Below are 13744 nucleotides of genomic sequence, written 5' to 3' on the forward strand. Positions count from 1 at the left end.
ACTTGCCGCGAGGCCTTTCAGGACTTGGTTTTGTGACGCCGGCTTTTGGCTTTGACAGCGCCGCAAACAGTGGTTAAGGGGACCACTCTTTTATTGACGAGGCTTGCCGTGGCAAAAACCGAACTTGGCACAAAGCGTATCGATCCTGAGACGGGTCGAAAATTCTACGACTTGAACAAGGACCCGATCGTCTCGCCCTACACCGGCAAGACTTATCCGCGTTCCTATTTCGAGGAAGGCAAGATCGCCGCCCTCGAGGAGGAAGAGGAAGTGGCCGAGAAGGAAGTGGACGCCGAGGACGAAGAGGGCGTTGAAGTCGTCTCGCTCGAAGAGGCCGACGACGACGCCAAGGGCGACGATCTGCCCGATCTCGGCGATGACGAGGACGTCGACCTCGGCGACGACGAGGATGATACTTTCCTTGCCGACGAAGAGGAAGAAGACGACGACGTTGCCGACATGATCGGCGTCGGCGACGACGACGACGAGGTCTGACAGGCCTAGACGTAAGCGTTTGCAGGCTTTCTCGGCCTGTGAACAAAAAGCCGCTCTTCAAGGCTTGATATCTGAGAAAGGCGGGGTTAGAAGCCGCCTGCACTAACGGCGCGGTGTTCCAACCCGCGCTGATCTCTTCGCCGGAAACGGCGCCGGCTGACTGCCGGGAGTGGGGCCATAGCTCAGTTGGGAGAGCGCTTGAATGGCATTCAAGAGGTCGTCGGTTCGATTCCGATTGGCTCCACCAAACAGTCTCCCAATGTTTTCAGGTTATTTGCCGTTTTTGTATCCGAGCCCGCCATTCGGAAACCTGCCGGGCACGGCCAGGAGCGTTTTCGACCCGGAGACCAGGTTTGCGAGCGGGACTGACAGGAAAAAGCGGGAAAGCCGCGGCCGAGCCTCAAGTTTCACCAGCACCGCAAGCCTTTAGGACTACTCTTGGTAGGGAAGCTTCACTTCGTCGTGCAAACCTCCGGCAAGCAAGCGCCGTCTACGGTCGGGATCGTTCGACAGAGCTTGGGAATGGCGCAAGCAGATGACGGCCAAATGGCTTTGGCGCTTGACGGGCGCTGGCCACTCCATCACTTCGCCCGTAGGCGGCGTCATGCTCACAGTAGGTTGCGGCCGGCCTGTCGGTCATCATCGGCCCGATGAGACGCTACCGTCTCGACGGATGGGCTGATGAGCAGTATCCGGTTTTGTGTCGGTGCTTTTCGTCGAGCGCTTATAGAAAAGCCCAAATGCCAGCAGGAAATATCCAACCTGCAGCATCATCAGCGTGAGGACGGTCCAAGCGAGCGCTTTGCCGACAGATCCAGTTTCTATGCCGGCCCAGATCGCCACTACGGCCGACGTGGCGAACATCCCCACCAAGAATTGCGGAAAATACATGGCTGCCCGCCCCCCGTTGTTGATAGCCCGCCGCTCCATTCGCGAAGCGGCGGGGCCCCCCATCTGCCCCCCGATTGCTGGGTGAGAGATGTCGCCGGCATTGCCGACTGTGCAATGACGGTGCCAGACACGGTGACCCATTAAGGGACACCTATGCCGACGATGCAAGGCCGGATAGCTGATTCATATTACCTGTGGCTAATATGACACCTAGGAGTCGGAAGGACCGCCAAACAGTGTTCTCCAATTCGCCAGGGCCTGACGCCAGTGAGCAGCCGAGGATCAGGCGCCGATTCGATCGAACGAAGAGAATTTCCAATTTCAACGGCGGATTTGGAATAAACTAACTCTACAGAGTTTATAGAATAAGCAAAGTGCGGGCGATCTGTTTTCCCGGACAGGACTCCGCCATGCCCGCCTCTCTGCGTCCGCTCCCAACCCCGCCAGGCACACCCCGCCATCGCCGCCGGCTCGCGGGAGGCAGGTCATGACCCGCGACATTCCGGACCGCATCAAGGTTCTCTGGTTCCTGCCGACGCATGGCGACAGCCGTTATCTCGGCACCGCGGAGGGCGGCCGGTCGGTCGATCTGCCCTATCTGACGCAAGTGGCGAAGGCCGCCGACACGCTGGGTTACTACGGCGTGCTGCTGCCGACCGGCCGGTCGTGCGAGGATTCCTGGGTGATCGCCTCGGCGCTGGTGCCGCTGACCGAGCGGCTGCGTTTCCTGGTCGCCGTGCGGCCGGGCTTGCAGTCGCCGACGCTCGCCGCGCGCATGACGGCGACGCTCGACCGCATCTCCAATGGCCGCCTGCTGATCAATGTCGTAACGGGCGGCGATCCGCTTGAGAACAAGGGCGACGGCATTTTCCTGTCGCATGCCGAGCGCTACGAGGTGACGCAGGAATTCCTGCGGATCTACAAGCGCGTGCTGAGCGGTGAGACGGTCGAGCACCAGGGCAAGCATTTCCACATCGAGGACGGCAGGCTGCTGTTCCCGCCGGTGCAGACGCCCTATCCGCCGCTCTATTTCGGCGGCTCGTCCGATGCCGGGTCGACGGTTGCGGCGCAGGAGATCGACAAATATCTGACCTGGGGCGAACCGCCCGCCGATGTCGAGCGCAAGCTGGACGCCGTGCGAGAACTGGCCGAGAAGGCCGGCCGCAAGCTTTCCTTCGGCATTCGCCTGCATGTCATCGCGCGGGAAACCACCGAGGAGGCCTGGGCCGCCGCCGACCGGCTGATCAGCCGCCTCGACGACGCGACGATCGCTTCGGCCCAGACAGTCTTTGCCCGCATGGATTCGGTCGGCCAGGCGCGGATGAGCGCGCTGCATGGCGGCGACCGCGCCAAGCTCGAGATCGCGCCCAATCTGTGGGCCGGTGTCGGCCTGGTGCGCGGCGGCGCGGGGACAGCCCTGGTCGGCGACCCCGACACCATCGCCGAGCGCATCGACGAATATCGCCGCCTCGGCATCGACACCTTCATCCTGTCCGGCTACCCGCATCTGGAGGAAGCCTATCGTTTTGGCGAACTGGTGCTGCCGAAATTGCCGACTGATCATCCGGTCAAAGCCGCCGGCTCATCCGTCAACACCGGCCCGTTCGGCGAGACCATCGCCGGCGACCACCGGCCGAAGTCGCTCGCCAGCGCCTCGTGAACGCGCTGCCTCCGGCCCGCCGACTGCGCGTCGCCATCATCGGCGGCGGCTTTTCCGGCGCGGCGTTGGCCTGGCATCTTGCGCGGGCGCATCGGCCGGAGCGCCTGTCGATCTCGGTGATCGAGCCACGCCCAGCGCTCGGCGGCGGTCTGGCCTATTCCAGCGAAGAGCCGGCGCACCGGGTCAATGTGCCGGCCGTCAGAATGAGCATGGCTCCCGACGACCCGCAGCATTTTGCCCGCTGGTTGGCCGGCTCCGGCGAACTCGAACGTGACGCGGACGCGATCTGGAAGAATGACGACGCCTATCCGCGCCGGCGTGTGTTCGGCCGCTATGTCGCCGAGCACCTCGCGCCCTGTCTGGCTTCAGGCGCGGTCCGTCATGTCGGCGGTCTCGCCACCGGCGTGACACGCAAAGCCAATGGCGCGGGCTGGACCGTGCAAACCTCCGCCGGACCTGTCATCGCCGACATTGCGGTCCTCGCCGCGACGCATCCTGCCCCCGCAATCCCGGCAGCGCTTGCTTGCCTGGCCGAAGCGCCGGGTTTTGTCGCCGATCCCTACGCAGCGTCGGCACTTGCCAGGATCGAGCCGGACGCTTCCGTGCTGATCGTCGGCTCCGGGCTGACCTCGGCCGACATGGTCGCGGAGCTCGATCGCCGCGGCCATCGCGGCCGTATCCTGGCGCTGTCGCGCCGCGGACTGCGCTCGCGCGGCCATCCTGATGTCCGGGGCGAACCTTTCGGCGATTTCGCATCGGCGCCGGCCACATCGGCGCTCGGTCTGCTTCGCGACATTCGCGCGACGCTGGCGGCGGCGCGCCAGGCCAATGTCAACTGGCAGTCCGTCTTCGACCAGCTGCGCCTGCAGGGGCCGGTTCTGTGGGCCGCCCTTGCTCCATCGGAACGGGCAAGGTTGGTCCGCCAACTGCGTGTGTTCTGGGACGTGCATCGCTTCAGGATCGCCCCCCAAATTGCTTCCGTCCTTGACCGCCGCCAGGCTGCCGGCACGTTCGACACCATTGCCGCCAGGCTTGTCGCGTCGAACGACGAGGGCGAGAACCTCGCGGTCAGCTTTCAGCGGCGCGGCCAGACACGGATCGAGACGGCGCGCTTCGATGCCGTCATCAACACGACAGGGCCTGCCCATGGGCAGGCGCTTCAGCTCAATCCGGCGCTGCGCTCCCTGGCCGAGACCGGATTGATCAGGGTCGACGCCTACGGACTCGGCATCGAGACAAATCTCGACAGCCTCGCCATCGGCTGGGATGGCGAGGCGGTCGCCGGGCTCTTCGTCGCCGGGCCGCTGGCGCGGGGCACCTTTGGTGAACTCATGGGCCTGCCAGAGGTCGCCCGCCATGCCCAGATGGTCGCGACCGAGATCGCAAGGCTGGTCGACAGGTTTCCGTCCGTCGAGGCGGTTGGCGCCAATGCCAGCGACGTTGCGGCCGCCCGCTGACAGGCCGAAGCCGGCCTGGCCGGCCAAAATTGGTATTTCCGTCCCAAGCGGCCGCCAAAAACGGAAAATCCTACTTTGTATATATAATCAGTAGACATAATAAATATCGGCGAGATCCGGCCACGCCGGACCGATCAACGACACGGCCTGAAGGGGAGACAGTTCATGGCACACGCAGCAACCGACGCGGTCAAATTCGCCTATTGGGTGCCGAATGTTTCGGGCGGCCTGGTGATTTCCAACATCGAGCAGCGCACCAACCATTCGGCCGAATACAACCGCAAGCTGGCGCAGATTGCCGAGAAGGTCGGCTTCGACTATGCGCTGAGCCAGATCCGTTTCACCGCCGGCTACGGCGCCGACGAACAGCATGAATCGGTTGCCTTCAGCCATCATCTGCTGGCCGCCACCAAGACGCTGAAGGTGATCGCCGCGATCCTGCCCGGGCCGTGGAATCCGGCGCTGGCTGCCAAGCAACTCGCCACCATCAGCTACCTGACCAATGGCCGCGTCGCCATCAACCTCGTCTCCGGCTGGTTCCGCGGCGAGTTCCACGCCATCGGCGAGCATTGGCTCGACCATGACGAGCGCTACCGCCGTTCGGAAGAATTCATCCGCGCCTTGCGTGGAATATGGACGCAGGACAGCTTCACCTTCCGCGGCGATTTCTACCGCTTCAACGAATATTCACTGAAGCCGAAGCCGCCGCAGCCTTTGCCGGAAATCTTCCAGGGCGGCTCGTCGCGAGCCGCGCGCGACATGGCCTCGCGTGTCTCGGACTGGTACTTCACCAACGGCAACACGCCGACCGAAATCGCCAGGCAGGTGGATGACATCAGGGCCAAGGCGAAGGCCAACAACCATTCGGTCAAGGTTGGCGTCAACGCCTTCGCCATCGTCCGCGAGACGGAGGACGAGGCCGAGGCGGTGCTCGCCGAAATCATCGCCAAGGCCAACCCCGAAGCGGTCAACGCCTTCGGCCACGAGGTCAAGAATGCCGGCAAGGCCTCGCCGGAAGGCGAGGGCAACTGGGCAAAATCCTCCTTCGACGATCTGGTCCAGTACAATGACGGCTTCCGTTCGAACCTGATCGGCACGCCAAGGCAGGTCGCCGAGCGCATCGTCGATCTCAAGCGCGCCGGCGCCGATCTCATCCTGCTCGGCTTCCTGCACTTCCAGGAAGAGGTCGAGTATTTCGGCAAGCATGTCATCCCCCTCGTCCGCGAACTGGAAAATGCCGAGCAGGCTGCATCGCTGGCAGCGGAATAACCCTTTTCAAAAAGCAGGCCGGTCAGTCCGGCCTGCACACCAATGAAGGTTCCCAAGCGCGCTCGATCGATCGGGCGGCGATGAGGATTCGTGCGCCTGTGAAGCAATCGAGGACGATTGGAATGCCCTTGGCCAGTTACGCCCTTGGAATGATGGACGCGTCGGTCTATGCGCCGGAAGTCTTTGCGCGCGGCCTGCCGTCGACGCCCCAGTCGTCCGTCGTCGGCGTCGTGCCGACAGGGTCGATCGCGGATGCCGCCGCTCCGTTGCTCGTCCTGCAGGGCATCGGCCTGTCGTTCGGCGGCGTAGTCGCGCTGGCCGATATCGAGCTGTCGGTGCGCCCCGGCGAGATCCGCGCCATCATCGGCCCCAACGGCGCCGGCAAGAGTTCGCTGATCAACGTCATCAGCGGCGTCTACCGGCCGGATAGAGGCCATGTCCTGCTCGATGGCATCCGCTATGATCAGGTGCCGACACAGCGGCTGGCGCATCTCGGTGTTGCCAGGACGTTTCAGAACCTTGCTCTGTTCAAGGGCCTCAGCGTCCTCGACAATGTCGCCTCCGGCCTCGCCTACAAGGTCCGCTCCAATTTTGCCGGGCAGGTGCTCGGCATCGGCCGCTCGCCTGGCGAGCAGCGCGACTCCCTGAGCCGCGCCGACCACATCCTCGAATTCCTCGATCTCACCGCGGTCCGCGATCGTCTCGCCGGCACGCTGCCTTACGGGCTGCAGAAGCGGGTGGAACTGGCCCGCGCCTTGGTCGCTGAGCCGCGCCTGCTTCTGCTGGACGAACCGATGGCCGGCATGACCGCCGGCGAGAAAAGCGAGATGGCAAGTTTCGTGCGCGCCGCGCGCGACCGCTTCGCCACCACGGTCGTGCTGATCGAGCATGACGTCGGCGTCGTCATGGGCCTGTCCGACCGCATCGCCGTTCTCGACTACGGCCGCAAGATCGCCGACGCCACGCCCGACGAGGTGAGGAACGACCAGCGCGTCATCGATGCCTATCTCGGCGTCGCCTCCGACAATGAGGACGGGGCTGGCATATGATCGCCGGTTTCGACTACCAGTTCTTCATCGAAGTGCTCGTCGGCGGCCTGCTCTCCGGCGTCATGTACTCGCTGGTCGCGATCGGCTTCGTGCTGATCTACAAGACATCAGGCGTGCTGAATTTCGCGCAAGGCGCGCTGCTGTTGTTCGCGGCACTGACCTTCGTCAGCCTGGTTGAGCGCGGTGTTCCCTTCGCCTTGGCGCTGGCGGCCACCTTCGCCATCATGGTGGCCATCGGCGTCGCCATCGAGCGCACCGTGCTGCGGCCGCTCACCAACAAGCCGCCGATCACGCTGTTCATGGCGACGCTCGGCCTGTCCTACATCATCGAGGGTGCCGCCCAGCTGATCTGGGGCACGCAGGTCCACGGCCTCGACCTCGGCATCGAGGATGTGCCGCTGGAAGTCGGTGGCGTGCTGATCAGCCAGTTCGACATCTTCGCCGCGTTGGTCGCCGCCGGCATGGTTCTGCTGCTGTCGCTGTTCTTCCGCTATACCCGCATCGGCCTCTCCTTCCGCGCCGTCGCCGACGACCAGTTCGCCGCCCTGGCGGTCGGCCTCAGGCTGCCGCTGATCTGGGCAACCGTCTGGGCCGCCGCCGGCCTGGTCGCGCTGGTCGCGGGGCTGCTCTGGGGCGCCCGCCTCGGCGTGCAGTTCTCCCTGTCTCTGGTGGTGCTCAAGGCGCTGCCGGTGCTGGTGCTTGGCGGCTTCGATTCGATTCTCGGCGCCATCGTCGGCGGCCTCTTGATCGGCGCCAGCGAGAAGCTCGCCGAGGTCTATATCGGCGACTATTTCGGCGGCGGCATCGAGAGCTGGTTCGCCTATGTCGTGGCGCTCGCCTTCCTGCTGATCCGTCCCTCGGGCCTGTTTGGCCAGAAGCTCGTGGAAAGGGTCTGAGCCATGGCCGTGATCACAAGCGATCTCACCTCCGCCGCACCGGTGTTGCCGAAATGGATCGCGCCCGTCCTGCTGCTCGCCTTCGCCTATGGCGTCGTGCCGCTGATCGGCTCGAGCTATCTGTTCGAGGCCATCCTGCTGCCGTTCCTGGCGCTCGGCCTTGCCGGCGTCGGGCTGAACATCCTCACCGGCTATGCCGGCCAGGTCTCGCTGGGCAGCGCCGCCTTCATGGCGACGGGCGCCTTCGCCGCCTATAATTTCAACCTGAGGGTCGAAGGCCTGCCACTGATCGGCAGCATTGTCCTCGCCGGTATCGTCGCCTCCGCGATTGGCATCGTCTTCGGCCTGCCAAGCCTGCGGCTGAAAGGCTTCTACCTCGCGGTCTCGACGCTCGCCGCGCAGTTCTTCGTGCAATGGGCGCTGACCAAGTTCAGCTGGTTCTCCAACGACTCGGCGTCAGGTGTCATCGACGCGCCGCGGCTGTCTATCGGCGGCGTTGCGTTGGATGGCGCCGTCGGCCGCTATCTCTTCGCGCTGACCATCGTCAGCATACTCACCTTCCTCGCCCACCGTCTGGTCACATCGCAGACCGGGCGCAACTTCATCGCCATCCGCGACAATGAAACCGCCGCCCGCATCATCGGCATCCCGGTGCTGAAGACCAAGCTGCTGGCCTTCGCCATCTCGTCCTTCATCATCGGCGTTGCCGGCGTCATCTGGGCCTTCGCCTATCTGCGGACCGTCGAGCCGGACGGCTTCGATCTCGACCGCTCGTTCCAGATCCTGTTCATCATCATCATAGGCGGCCTGGCCTCGATCCGTGGCGCCTTCTTCGGCGCCGCCCTGATCGTCGTCTTTCCGCTTGGCTTGTCGCGTCTCGGCGGCTTCCTGCTCGGCGATGTCTTCGACTCGGGCGTCCTCGACATGAGCCAGCGCATCGTGCTCGGCGCTCTCATCATCCTGTTTCTGATCCTCGAACCGGACGGGCTGGTGGCCCTGTGGGACAGGGTCCGAAGACGGCTCCTGCTCGCCTGGCAGTCGACATGAGCCTGCGGGGCAACCCGCATCGAACTGAATCGGAAAATGAACCAGAGGCCGAACCAAGACGGCCCATACCGGGAGTATCTCGACCATGACTTTCCTCAGCACAATCAAGGCGGCGGCGCTGACCGCGGCGATGATCGTGTCGGTGGCCTTGCCATCGGCCCACGCCGACGAACAATACTTTCCGCTGCAGAGCTATCGCGTCGGTCCCTACGCGGCCGGCGGCACCGGCTTCTTCGGCGGCTTCATCGATTATCTCAACCTCATCAACATCCGCGACGGCGGCGTCAACGGCGTCAAGCTGACCTGGGACGAATGCGAAACCCAGTACGAGGTCGAGCGCGGCGTCGAATGCTATGAGCGGCAGAAGAGCCATGCCGGCGCCGCCGCCTGGAATCCGCTTTCGGTCGGCATCGCCTATGCCATGATCGACCGCATCACGGCCGACAAGGTGCCGCTGATCACCGTCAACCACGGCCGCACCGATTCCACCGACGGCCGCGTTTTCCCTTACGTCTTCCCGCTGCTGCTCAACCCCTATAGCGAGACGTCCGGAATCGTGAACTACATCGCCGCAAAGGAAGGCGGCATCGACAAGCTCAAGGGCAAGAAGATCGCCGTGCTCTATCACGGCTCGCCTTACGGCAAGGAAACCATCCCGATCTACGAACTGCTGGCGCAGAAATACGGCTTCACCGTCCAGCAGATCGAAGTGCCGCATCCCGGCAACGAGCAGCAGTCGCAGTGGCTGACCATCCGCCGCGCCAAGCCCGACTTTGTCGTGCTGCGCGGCTGGGGCGTGATGAACCCGGTGGCGCTGAAGACGGCGGTCAAGGTCGGCTATCCCGTCGACCACATCGTCGGCAATGTCTGGTCGAATTCGGAAGAGGACGTCATCCCGGCCGGCGATGCCGCCAAGGGTTACACCGCCATCACCACCCAGGCCTCCGGCAACACCTATCCGGTGGTGCAGGAGATCGTGAAGACGGTCTACGGCGCCGGCAAGGGCAATCTGGAAGACAAGTCGCGCATCGGCTCGGTCTACCACAATCTCGGCATCGTCAACGGCATCCTCAATGTCGAGGCGATCCGCGTCGCGCAGGAGAAGTTCGGCCACGGCACGCTGACCGGCGACGAAGTCCGTTGGGGCTTCGAACATCTCAAGCTCGACCCGGCCAAGGTCGAGGCGCTTGGCGCCAAGGACCTGTTCCACTCGATCAACGTCAGCTGGGACAATCACGAGGGCGAGGGCTACGTGACCTTCCAGCAGTGGGACGGCCAGAAGTGGAACGTCGTCTCCGACTGGATCGCGCCGGACTGGGCGCTGCTGCGGCCAATCATCGAGAAGTCGGCCGAGGCCTATGCCGCCGAGAAGGGCATCAAGCTGCGCACCGCCGATGATGCCAACGCCGTGACCACCAACTGATCAGCCACTGCCGGGCGCCACGGACAGCTTCCGCGGCGCCCGCTCCTTACGGTTTTCGAACCGCGGAAGAAGAGCCCCATGCCGGACAATGACGTCATCCTTGCGGTCGACACGATCCATGCCACCTATAACCACGCCATCACGGCGCTGCATGGCGTCAGTTTCGAGATCAGGCGCGGCGAAATCCTGGCGCTGCTCGGCGCCAACGGCGCCGGCAAGACCACCACGCTGAAGGCCGTTTCCAACCTGCTGCCGGCCGAGCGTGGACAGGTCAACGCCGGCACCGTCCGCTATGACGGCGCCGATGTCTCACGCCGCAAGCCGGGCGGCCTGGTGCGCGATGGCCTGGTTCCGGTGCTGGAAGGCCGCCACTGCTTCAAGAGCCTCACCGTCGAAGAAAACCTGGTCGCCGGCGGCATCGGCCGCAGCGGCCGCCGTAGCGAGATCAGCGCGGATCTTGAGCGGATCTATTCCTATTTTCCCCGGCTGAAGGAAAAGCGCCGGACATTATCCGGCCTGACCTCGGGCGGCGAACAGCAGATGACCGCGATCGGCCGGGCGCTGATGTCGCGGCCGCGCCTGTTGGTCCTCGACGAACCGTCGATGGGGCTCGCCCCGCTCATCGTCCAGGACATCTTTCAGACGCTGAGGAAACTGAACCGCGAGAGCGGCCTGTCGATCCTGGTCGCCGAGCAGAACTCCGCTGTCGCGCTGCGCTATGCCGACCACGCCACGGTGCTCGAAAACGGCGTCTCCGTTCTCGCCGGCGCGGCCGCCGATCTTCGCCAGCGCGAGGATGTCCGCGCCTTCTATCTCGGCCAACAACCATCGCCGGCTGCGAAGCCAACCCATCTCCATGCCGTTGCCTGAAACGAAATCTCAAGGAGCAGCAATATGACCGTCTCTACCGTCAAGACAGACCACGCCTCCGCCGCCGTGCCGCCGGTCGCAAGGCCGTCGGCGCCGGCCCACATCATCCGGGATGACGCCGAAGCGATCGCGGTCGCCCGCGCCCTCGCGGCCGAATTCGTCAAGGACTCCTCCCGGCGCGACCGCGAACGGATCTGGCCGGTTGCCGAACTCGACGCATTCTCGCAGAGCGGCCTGTGGTCGATCAACGTACCCAAGGCATTCGGCGGACCGGAGGTGTCTTATGCGACGCTGGCCAAGGTGATCGAGATCATCTCGGCTGCGGATTCCTCGATCGGCCAGATCGCCCAGAACCATCTCGGCGTCGTCGCTGCGATCCGCACCGTTTCCGACGCGGACCAGCAGAAGCTGCTGTTCGCCGAGGTGCTGAAAGGCACGCGGTTCGGCAACGCCTTTTCCGAGTTCGGTTCCAAGCGCGCCGCCGATTTCGAGACCCGTTTCACCGATGCGGGCGACCATGTCGTCGTCAACGGCCGCAAATTCTATTCGTCCGGCGCGTTGCTTGCCCATCTGGTGCCGATCGTGGCGCTCGATGACGAGGGCCGCGCCTGGTATGCGATTGCCGACCGGGCAGCGCCAGGCCTAACCGTCATCGACGACTGGTCGAGCTTCGGCCAGCGCACGACCTTGTCCGGCACCGTCATCATCGACAACGTCAAGGTGCCGAAGACTTTTCTGGTGCCCGGCTACAAGGGCTACGACAGACCGACCGCCGACGGCGCCATCTTCCAGATCATCCAGGTGGCGGTCGACACCGGCATCGCCCAGGCGGCCATCGACGAAACGGTTCACTTCGTCAGGACCAGAAGCCGCGCCTGGATCGACAGCGGCGTCGACAATGCCTGGGACGACCCCTACACCATCCAGGCGGTCGGCGACCTGACATTGCGCCTGCACGCTGCGCAGGCACTGCTCGAAAAAGCGGGCCTGGCGATCGACAAGGCGGTGGCCGAGCCGACCGCCGAAACGGTGGCGCATGCGCAGATCGTCACGGCGGAAGCAAAAATCCTGTCGACCGAGATCGCCATTGCCGCCACCAACAAGCTGTTCGAACTGGCCGGCACCCGCTCGACGCTGGCCGAGCACAATCTCGACAGGCATTGGCGCAATGCCCGCACCCACACGCTGCACGATCCGGTACGCTGGAAGTACTCGATCCTCGGCAAATATTTCCTCAATGGCGAAAACCCGCCGCTGCACGCCTGGAGCTGATTTCCCTCGGCGGGCCATGTGGCCCGCCATTTCCAACTTCGACATCCGAGAGGCCCACTGCCATGTCAAACCCCACAGTCGTCGGTTTTTCCGGCAACATCACCCGGCCGTCAAAGACGCGCTCCTTCGTCGAATTGGTCACCAGGGACATCGCCACGCGCCATGGCCTGTCGGCTGTCACCTACGATGTCGAGGATCTCGGTCCATCGCTCGGCACCGCACGGTGGGCGCGCGACCTCGACAGCCAGGCGCAGCCGATCCTGGCGCAGATCCTCGCCGCTGATGCGCTGGTGGTCGGTTCGCCGACCTACAAGGGCAGCTATACCGGCCTGTTCAAGCACTTCTTCGACCTGATCGACCCGGCAGCACTCCGCGGAAAGCCCGTCCTGTTGACAGCGACCGGTGGCGGCGAGCGCCATGCCCTGATCGTCGAGCATCAGCTGCGGCCGCTGTTCGGTTTCTTCGAGGCCTTTGCCTTGCCGACGGCCGTCTATGCCACCGACAAGGATTTCACCGACGGCGTCCTGCGCTCCGAGGCGATCCTGAAGCGCGCGGCGCAGGCGGTGGATGAGGTCGGCTTCGTGCTGGCCAATCGCTCGACAGGCAGGGTCGCCGCCGAATAGCGGCCCGACAGCGGATTTCACCGATTGAAATCGGCACCGGTGGTGCCGTCGCTTACGTGCAATTTACGACCGCCCGCTACAAAGTTCCTGTCTGATTCGTCCGGGACAGGAACACCATGAGCAAAGCCCTCACGACCTTCGCACTCGTCGCCGTGCTGGCCGCCCTGCTCATGGCGCTGAGCCTGGCGGTGGCCCGTCACGGCTATCCCTATGGCGCGATCGGCGTCAGGCGGCTCGACGGCATCGCCGATGCCGGAACCTTCATTCCGCTCGCCGCCGTCTTCTTCTTCAGCGCGCTGTTGATGATGATCCTGCCGATCCGCGCCGCCAGCATCGTCCTTACCCATGCGGCCGACGCGATCTTCTGGACGGTGATCGTGCTGTTTGCCACCATCGTCGGCGGCCTTCTCGCCCGATGGGCCTTCGGCCAGGGCAGCGCTCTCCTGGCCTTGCTGAACTGGCGGTTCCTGTTTGCCGTCGCCATCGTCGGCTGTCACTTCTTCATGAACGAACTGCGCCGCAACGTGCTGTTGCGCAGCCTGTTCTTCGTGGTCTTCGCCGCCGCGACGCTCGCCTGCTTGTTCTGGTCGTTCACCCTCTAGAAAAGCGGAATATTCGTCAGCCTCCATCCTCTGTTGCCGGGTGGCGGAACGCCGCACCGCATACCGTTTCGTCGTGCATCCCTCATGCCTCAACGGGCGCGAGAATGAGACCTGTCGCGTGCTCGTCTCGTCCGGATGAATTGCGCAAATTTACAATCCGCGCTGCCGCCGTTCCCATAGTTTGGCTCCA

13 protein-coding genes and 1 tRNA gene are annotated in these 13744 nt (G+C 64.1%); 13 read left to right on the plus strand and 1 reads right to left on the minus strand.

Features of this window, described 5'->3' with window-relative positions:
- Positions 1 to 108 precede the first annotated feature (108 nt).
- Complete coding sequence (locus FJV80_RS09385) at positions 109 to 495, plus strand: TIGR02300 family protein (RefSeq protein WP_095771615.1); 387 nt, start codon at positions 109 to 111, stop codon at positions 493 to 495.
- 171 nt (positions 496 to 666) lie between these two features.
- A tRNA-Ala gene (locus FJV80_RS09390) sits at positions 667 to 742 on the plus strand.
- A 392-nt stretch (positions 743 to 1134) separates the two neighbouring features.
- Here the strand turns inward: FJV80_RS09390 and FJV80_RS09395 are convergent.
- Positions 1135 to 1386 (minus strand): hypothetical protein, encoded by a 252-nt coding sequence (locus FJV80_RS09395; protein ID WP_179296023.1) that lies wholly within the window; start codon positions 1384 to 1386, stop codon positions 1135 to 1137.
- 487 nt (positions 1387 to 1873) lie between these two features.
- Between FJV80_RS09395 and ssuD the strand changes: the two genes are divergently transcribed.
- The 11 genes from ssuD (at position 1874) to FJV80_RS09450 (ending at position 13554) form a co-directional block, all read left to right on the plus strand.
- Entirely contained in the window at positions 1874 to 3046 is a 1173-nt protein-coding gene (ssuD, locus tag FJV80_RS09400) for an FMNH2-dependent alkanesulfonate monooxygenase (protein WP_142876201.1), read from the plus strand.
- A complete protein-coding gene (locus tag FJV80_RS09405; protein WP_095792038.1) occupies positions 3043 to 4503 on the plus strand; it encodes an FAD/NAD(P)-binding protein in 1461 nt (486 codons plus the stop codon). Before ssuD ends, FJV80_RS09405 begins: the two co-directional genes overlap by 4 nt.
- 165 nt (positions 4504 to 4668) lie before the next feature.
- Positions 4669 to 5772, plus strand: a complete 1104-nt coding sequence (gene sfnG, locus FJV80_RS09410; protein ID WP_142876202.1) for a dimethylsulfone monooxygenase SfnG — start codon at positions 4669 to 4671, stop codon at positions 5770 to 5772.
- 122 nt (positions 5773 to 5894) lie between these two features.
- Positions 5895 to 6821 (plus strand): ABC transporter ATP-binding protein, encoded by a 927-nt coding sequence (locus tag FJV80_RS09415; RefSeq protein WP_142876203.1) that lies wholly within the window; start codon positions 5895 to 5897, stop codon positions 6819 to 6821.
- Positions 6818 to 7717 (plus strand): branched-chain amino acid ABC transporter permease, encoded by a 900-nt coding sequence (locus FJV80_RS09420; protein ID WP_142876204.1) that lies wholly within the window; start codon positions 6818 to 6820, stop codon positions 7715 to 7717. The genes FJV80_RS09415 and FJV80_RS09420 overlap by 4 nt, the downstream gene beginning before the upstream one ends.
- Before the next feature lie 3 nt (positions 7718 to 7720).
- Entirely contained in the window at positions 7721 to 8764 is a 1044-nt protein-coding gene (locus tag FJV80_RS09425) for a branched-chain amino acid ABC transporter permease (protein WP_095789466.1), read from the plus strand.
- Between the two features lie 85 nt (positions 8765 to 8849).
- On the plus strand, positions 8850 to 10187 hold the full coding sequence (locus tag FJV80_RS09430; RefSeq protein WP_142876205.1) for an ABC transporter substrate-binding protein: 1338 nt from the start codon (positions 8850 to 8852) through the stop codon (positions 10185 to 10187).
- A 78-nt stretch (positions 10188 to 10265) separates the two neighbouring features.
- A complete protein-coding gene (locus FJV80_RS09435) occupies positions 10266 to 11057 on the plus strand; it encodes an ABC transporter ATP-binding protein (RefSeq protein ID WP_095771624.1) in 792 nt (263 codons plus the stop codon).
- A gap of 24 nt (positions 11058 to 11081) precedes the next feature.
- The gene (locus FJV80_RS09440; RefSeq protein WP_095771625.1) at positions 11082 to 12329 is read left to right on the plus strand and encodes an SfnB family sulfur acquisition oxidoreductase; all 1248 of its coding nucleotides are present in this window, start codon (positions 11082 to 11084) and stop codon (positions 12327 to 12329) included.
- Positions 12330 to 12391: 62 nt separating this feature from the next.
- The gene (msuE, locus tag FJV80_RS09445; protein ID WP_142876206.1) at positions 12392 to 12952 is read left to right on the plus strand and encodes an FMN reductase; all 561 of its coding nucleotides are present in this window, start codon (positions 12392 to 12394) and stop codon (positions 12950 to 12952) included.
- Between the two features lie 116 nt (positions 12953 to 13068).
- A complete protein-coding gene (locus tag FJV80_RS09450) occupies positions 13069 to 13554 on the plus strand; it encodes a hypothetical protein (RefSeq protein WP_142876207.1) in 486 nt (161 codons plus the stop codon).
- Positions 13555 to 13744 lie beyond the last annotated feature (190 nt).

Source organism: Mesorhizobium sp. WSM4310 (assembly GCF_007003935.1).
In the GTDB taxonomy this organism is placed as follows: Bacteria; Pseudomonadota; Alphaproteobacteria; order Rhizobiales; family Rhizobiaceae; genus Mesorhizobium.

Bases quoted from the DNA above. Each gene is read 5' to 3' on its own strand.
- sfnG (WP_142876202.1), top strand. From the start codon at position 4,669: ATGGCACACGCAGCAACCGACGCGGTCAAATTCGCCTATTGGGTGCCG.
- FJV80_RS09420 (WP_142876204.1), top strand. From the start codon at position 6,818: ATGATCGCCGGTTTCGACTACCAGTTCTTCATCGAAGTGCTCGTCGGC.
- ssuD (WP_142876201.1), top strand. From the start codon at position 1,874: ATGACCCGCGACATTCCGGACCGCATCAAGGTTCTCTGGTTCCTGCCG.
- FJV80_RS09435 (WP_095771624.1), top strand. From the start codon at position 10,266: ATGCCGGACAATGACGTCATCCTTGCGGTCGACACGATCCATGCCACC.
- FJV80_RS09395 (WP_179296023.1), bottom strand. From the start codon at position 1,386: ATGTATTTTCCGCAATTCTTGGTGGGGATGTTCGCCACGTCGGCCGTA.
- FJV80_RS09450 (WP_142876207.1), top strand. From the start codon at position 13,069: ATGAGCAAAGCCCTCACGACCTTCGCACTCGTCGCCGTGCTGGCCGCC.
- FJV80_RS09415 (WP_142876203.1), top strand. From the start codon at position 5,895: ATGCCCTTGGCCAGTTACGCCCTTGGAATGATGGACGCGTCGGTCTAT.
- FJV80_RS09430 (WP_142876205.1), top strand. From the start codon at position 8,850: ATGACTTTCCTCAGCACAATCAAGGCGGCGGCGCTGACCGCGGCGATG.
- FJV80_RS09440 (WP_095771625.1), top strand. From the start codon at position 11,082: ATGACCGTCTCTACCGTCAAGACAGACCACGCCTCCGCCGCCGTGCCG.
- FJV80_RS09425 (WP_095789466.1), top strand. From the start codon at position 7,721: ATGGCCGTGATCACAAGCGATCTCACCTCCGCCGCACCGGTGTTGCCG.
- msuE (WP_142876206.1), top strand. From the start codon at position 12,392: ATGTCAAACCCCACAGTCGTCGGTTTTTCCGGCAACATCACCCGGCCG.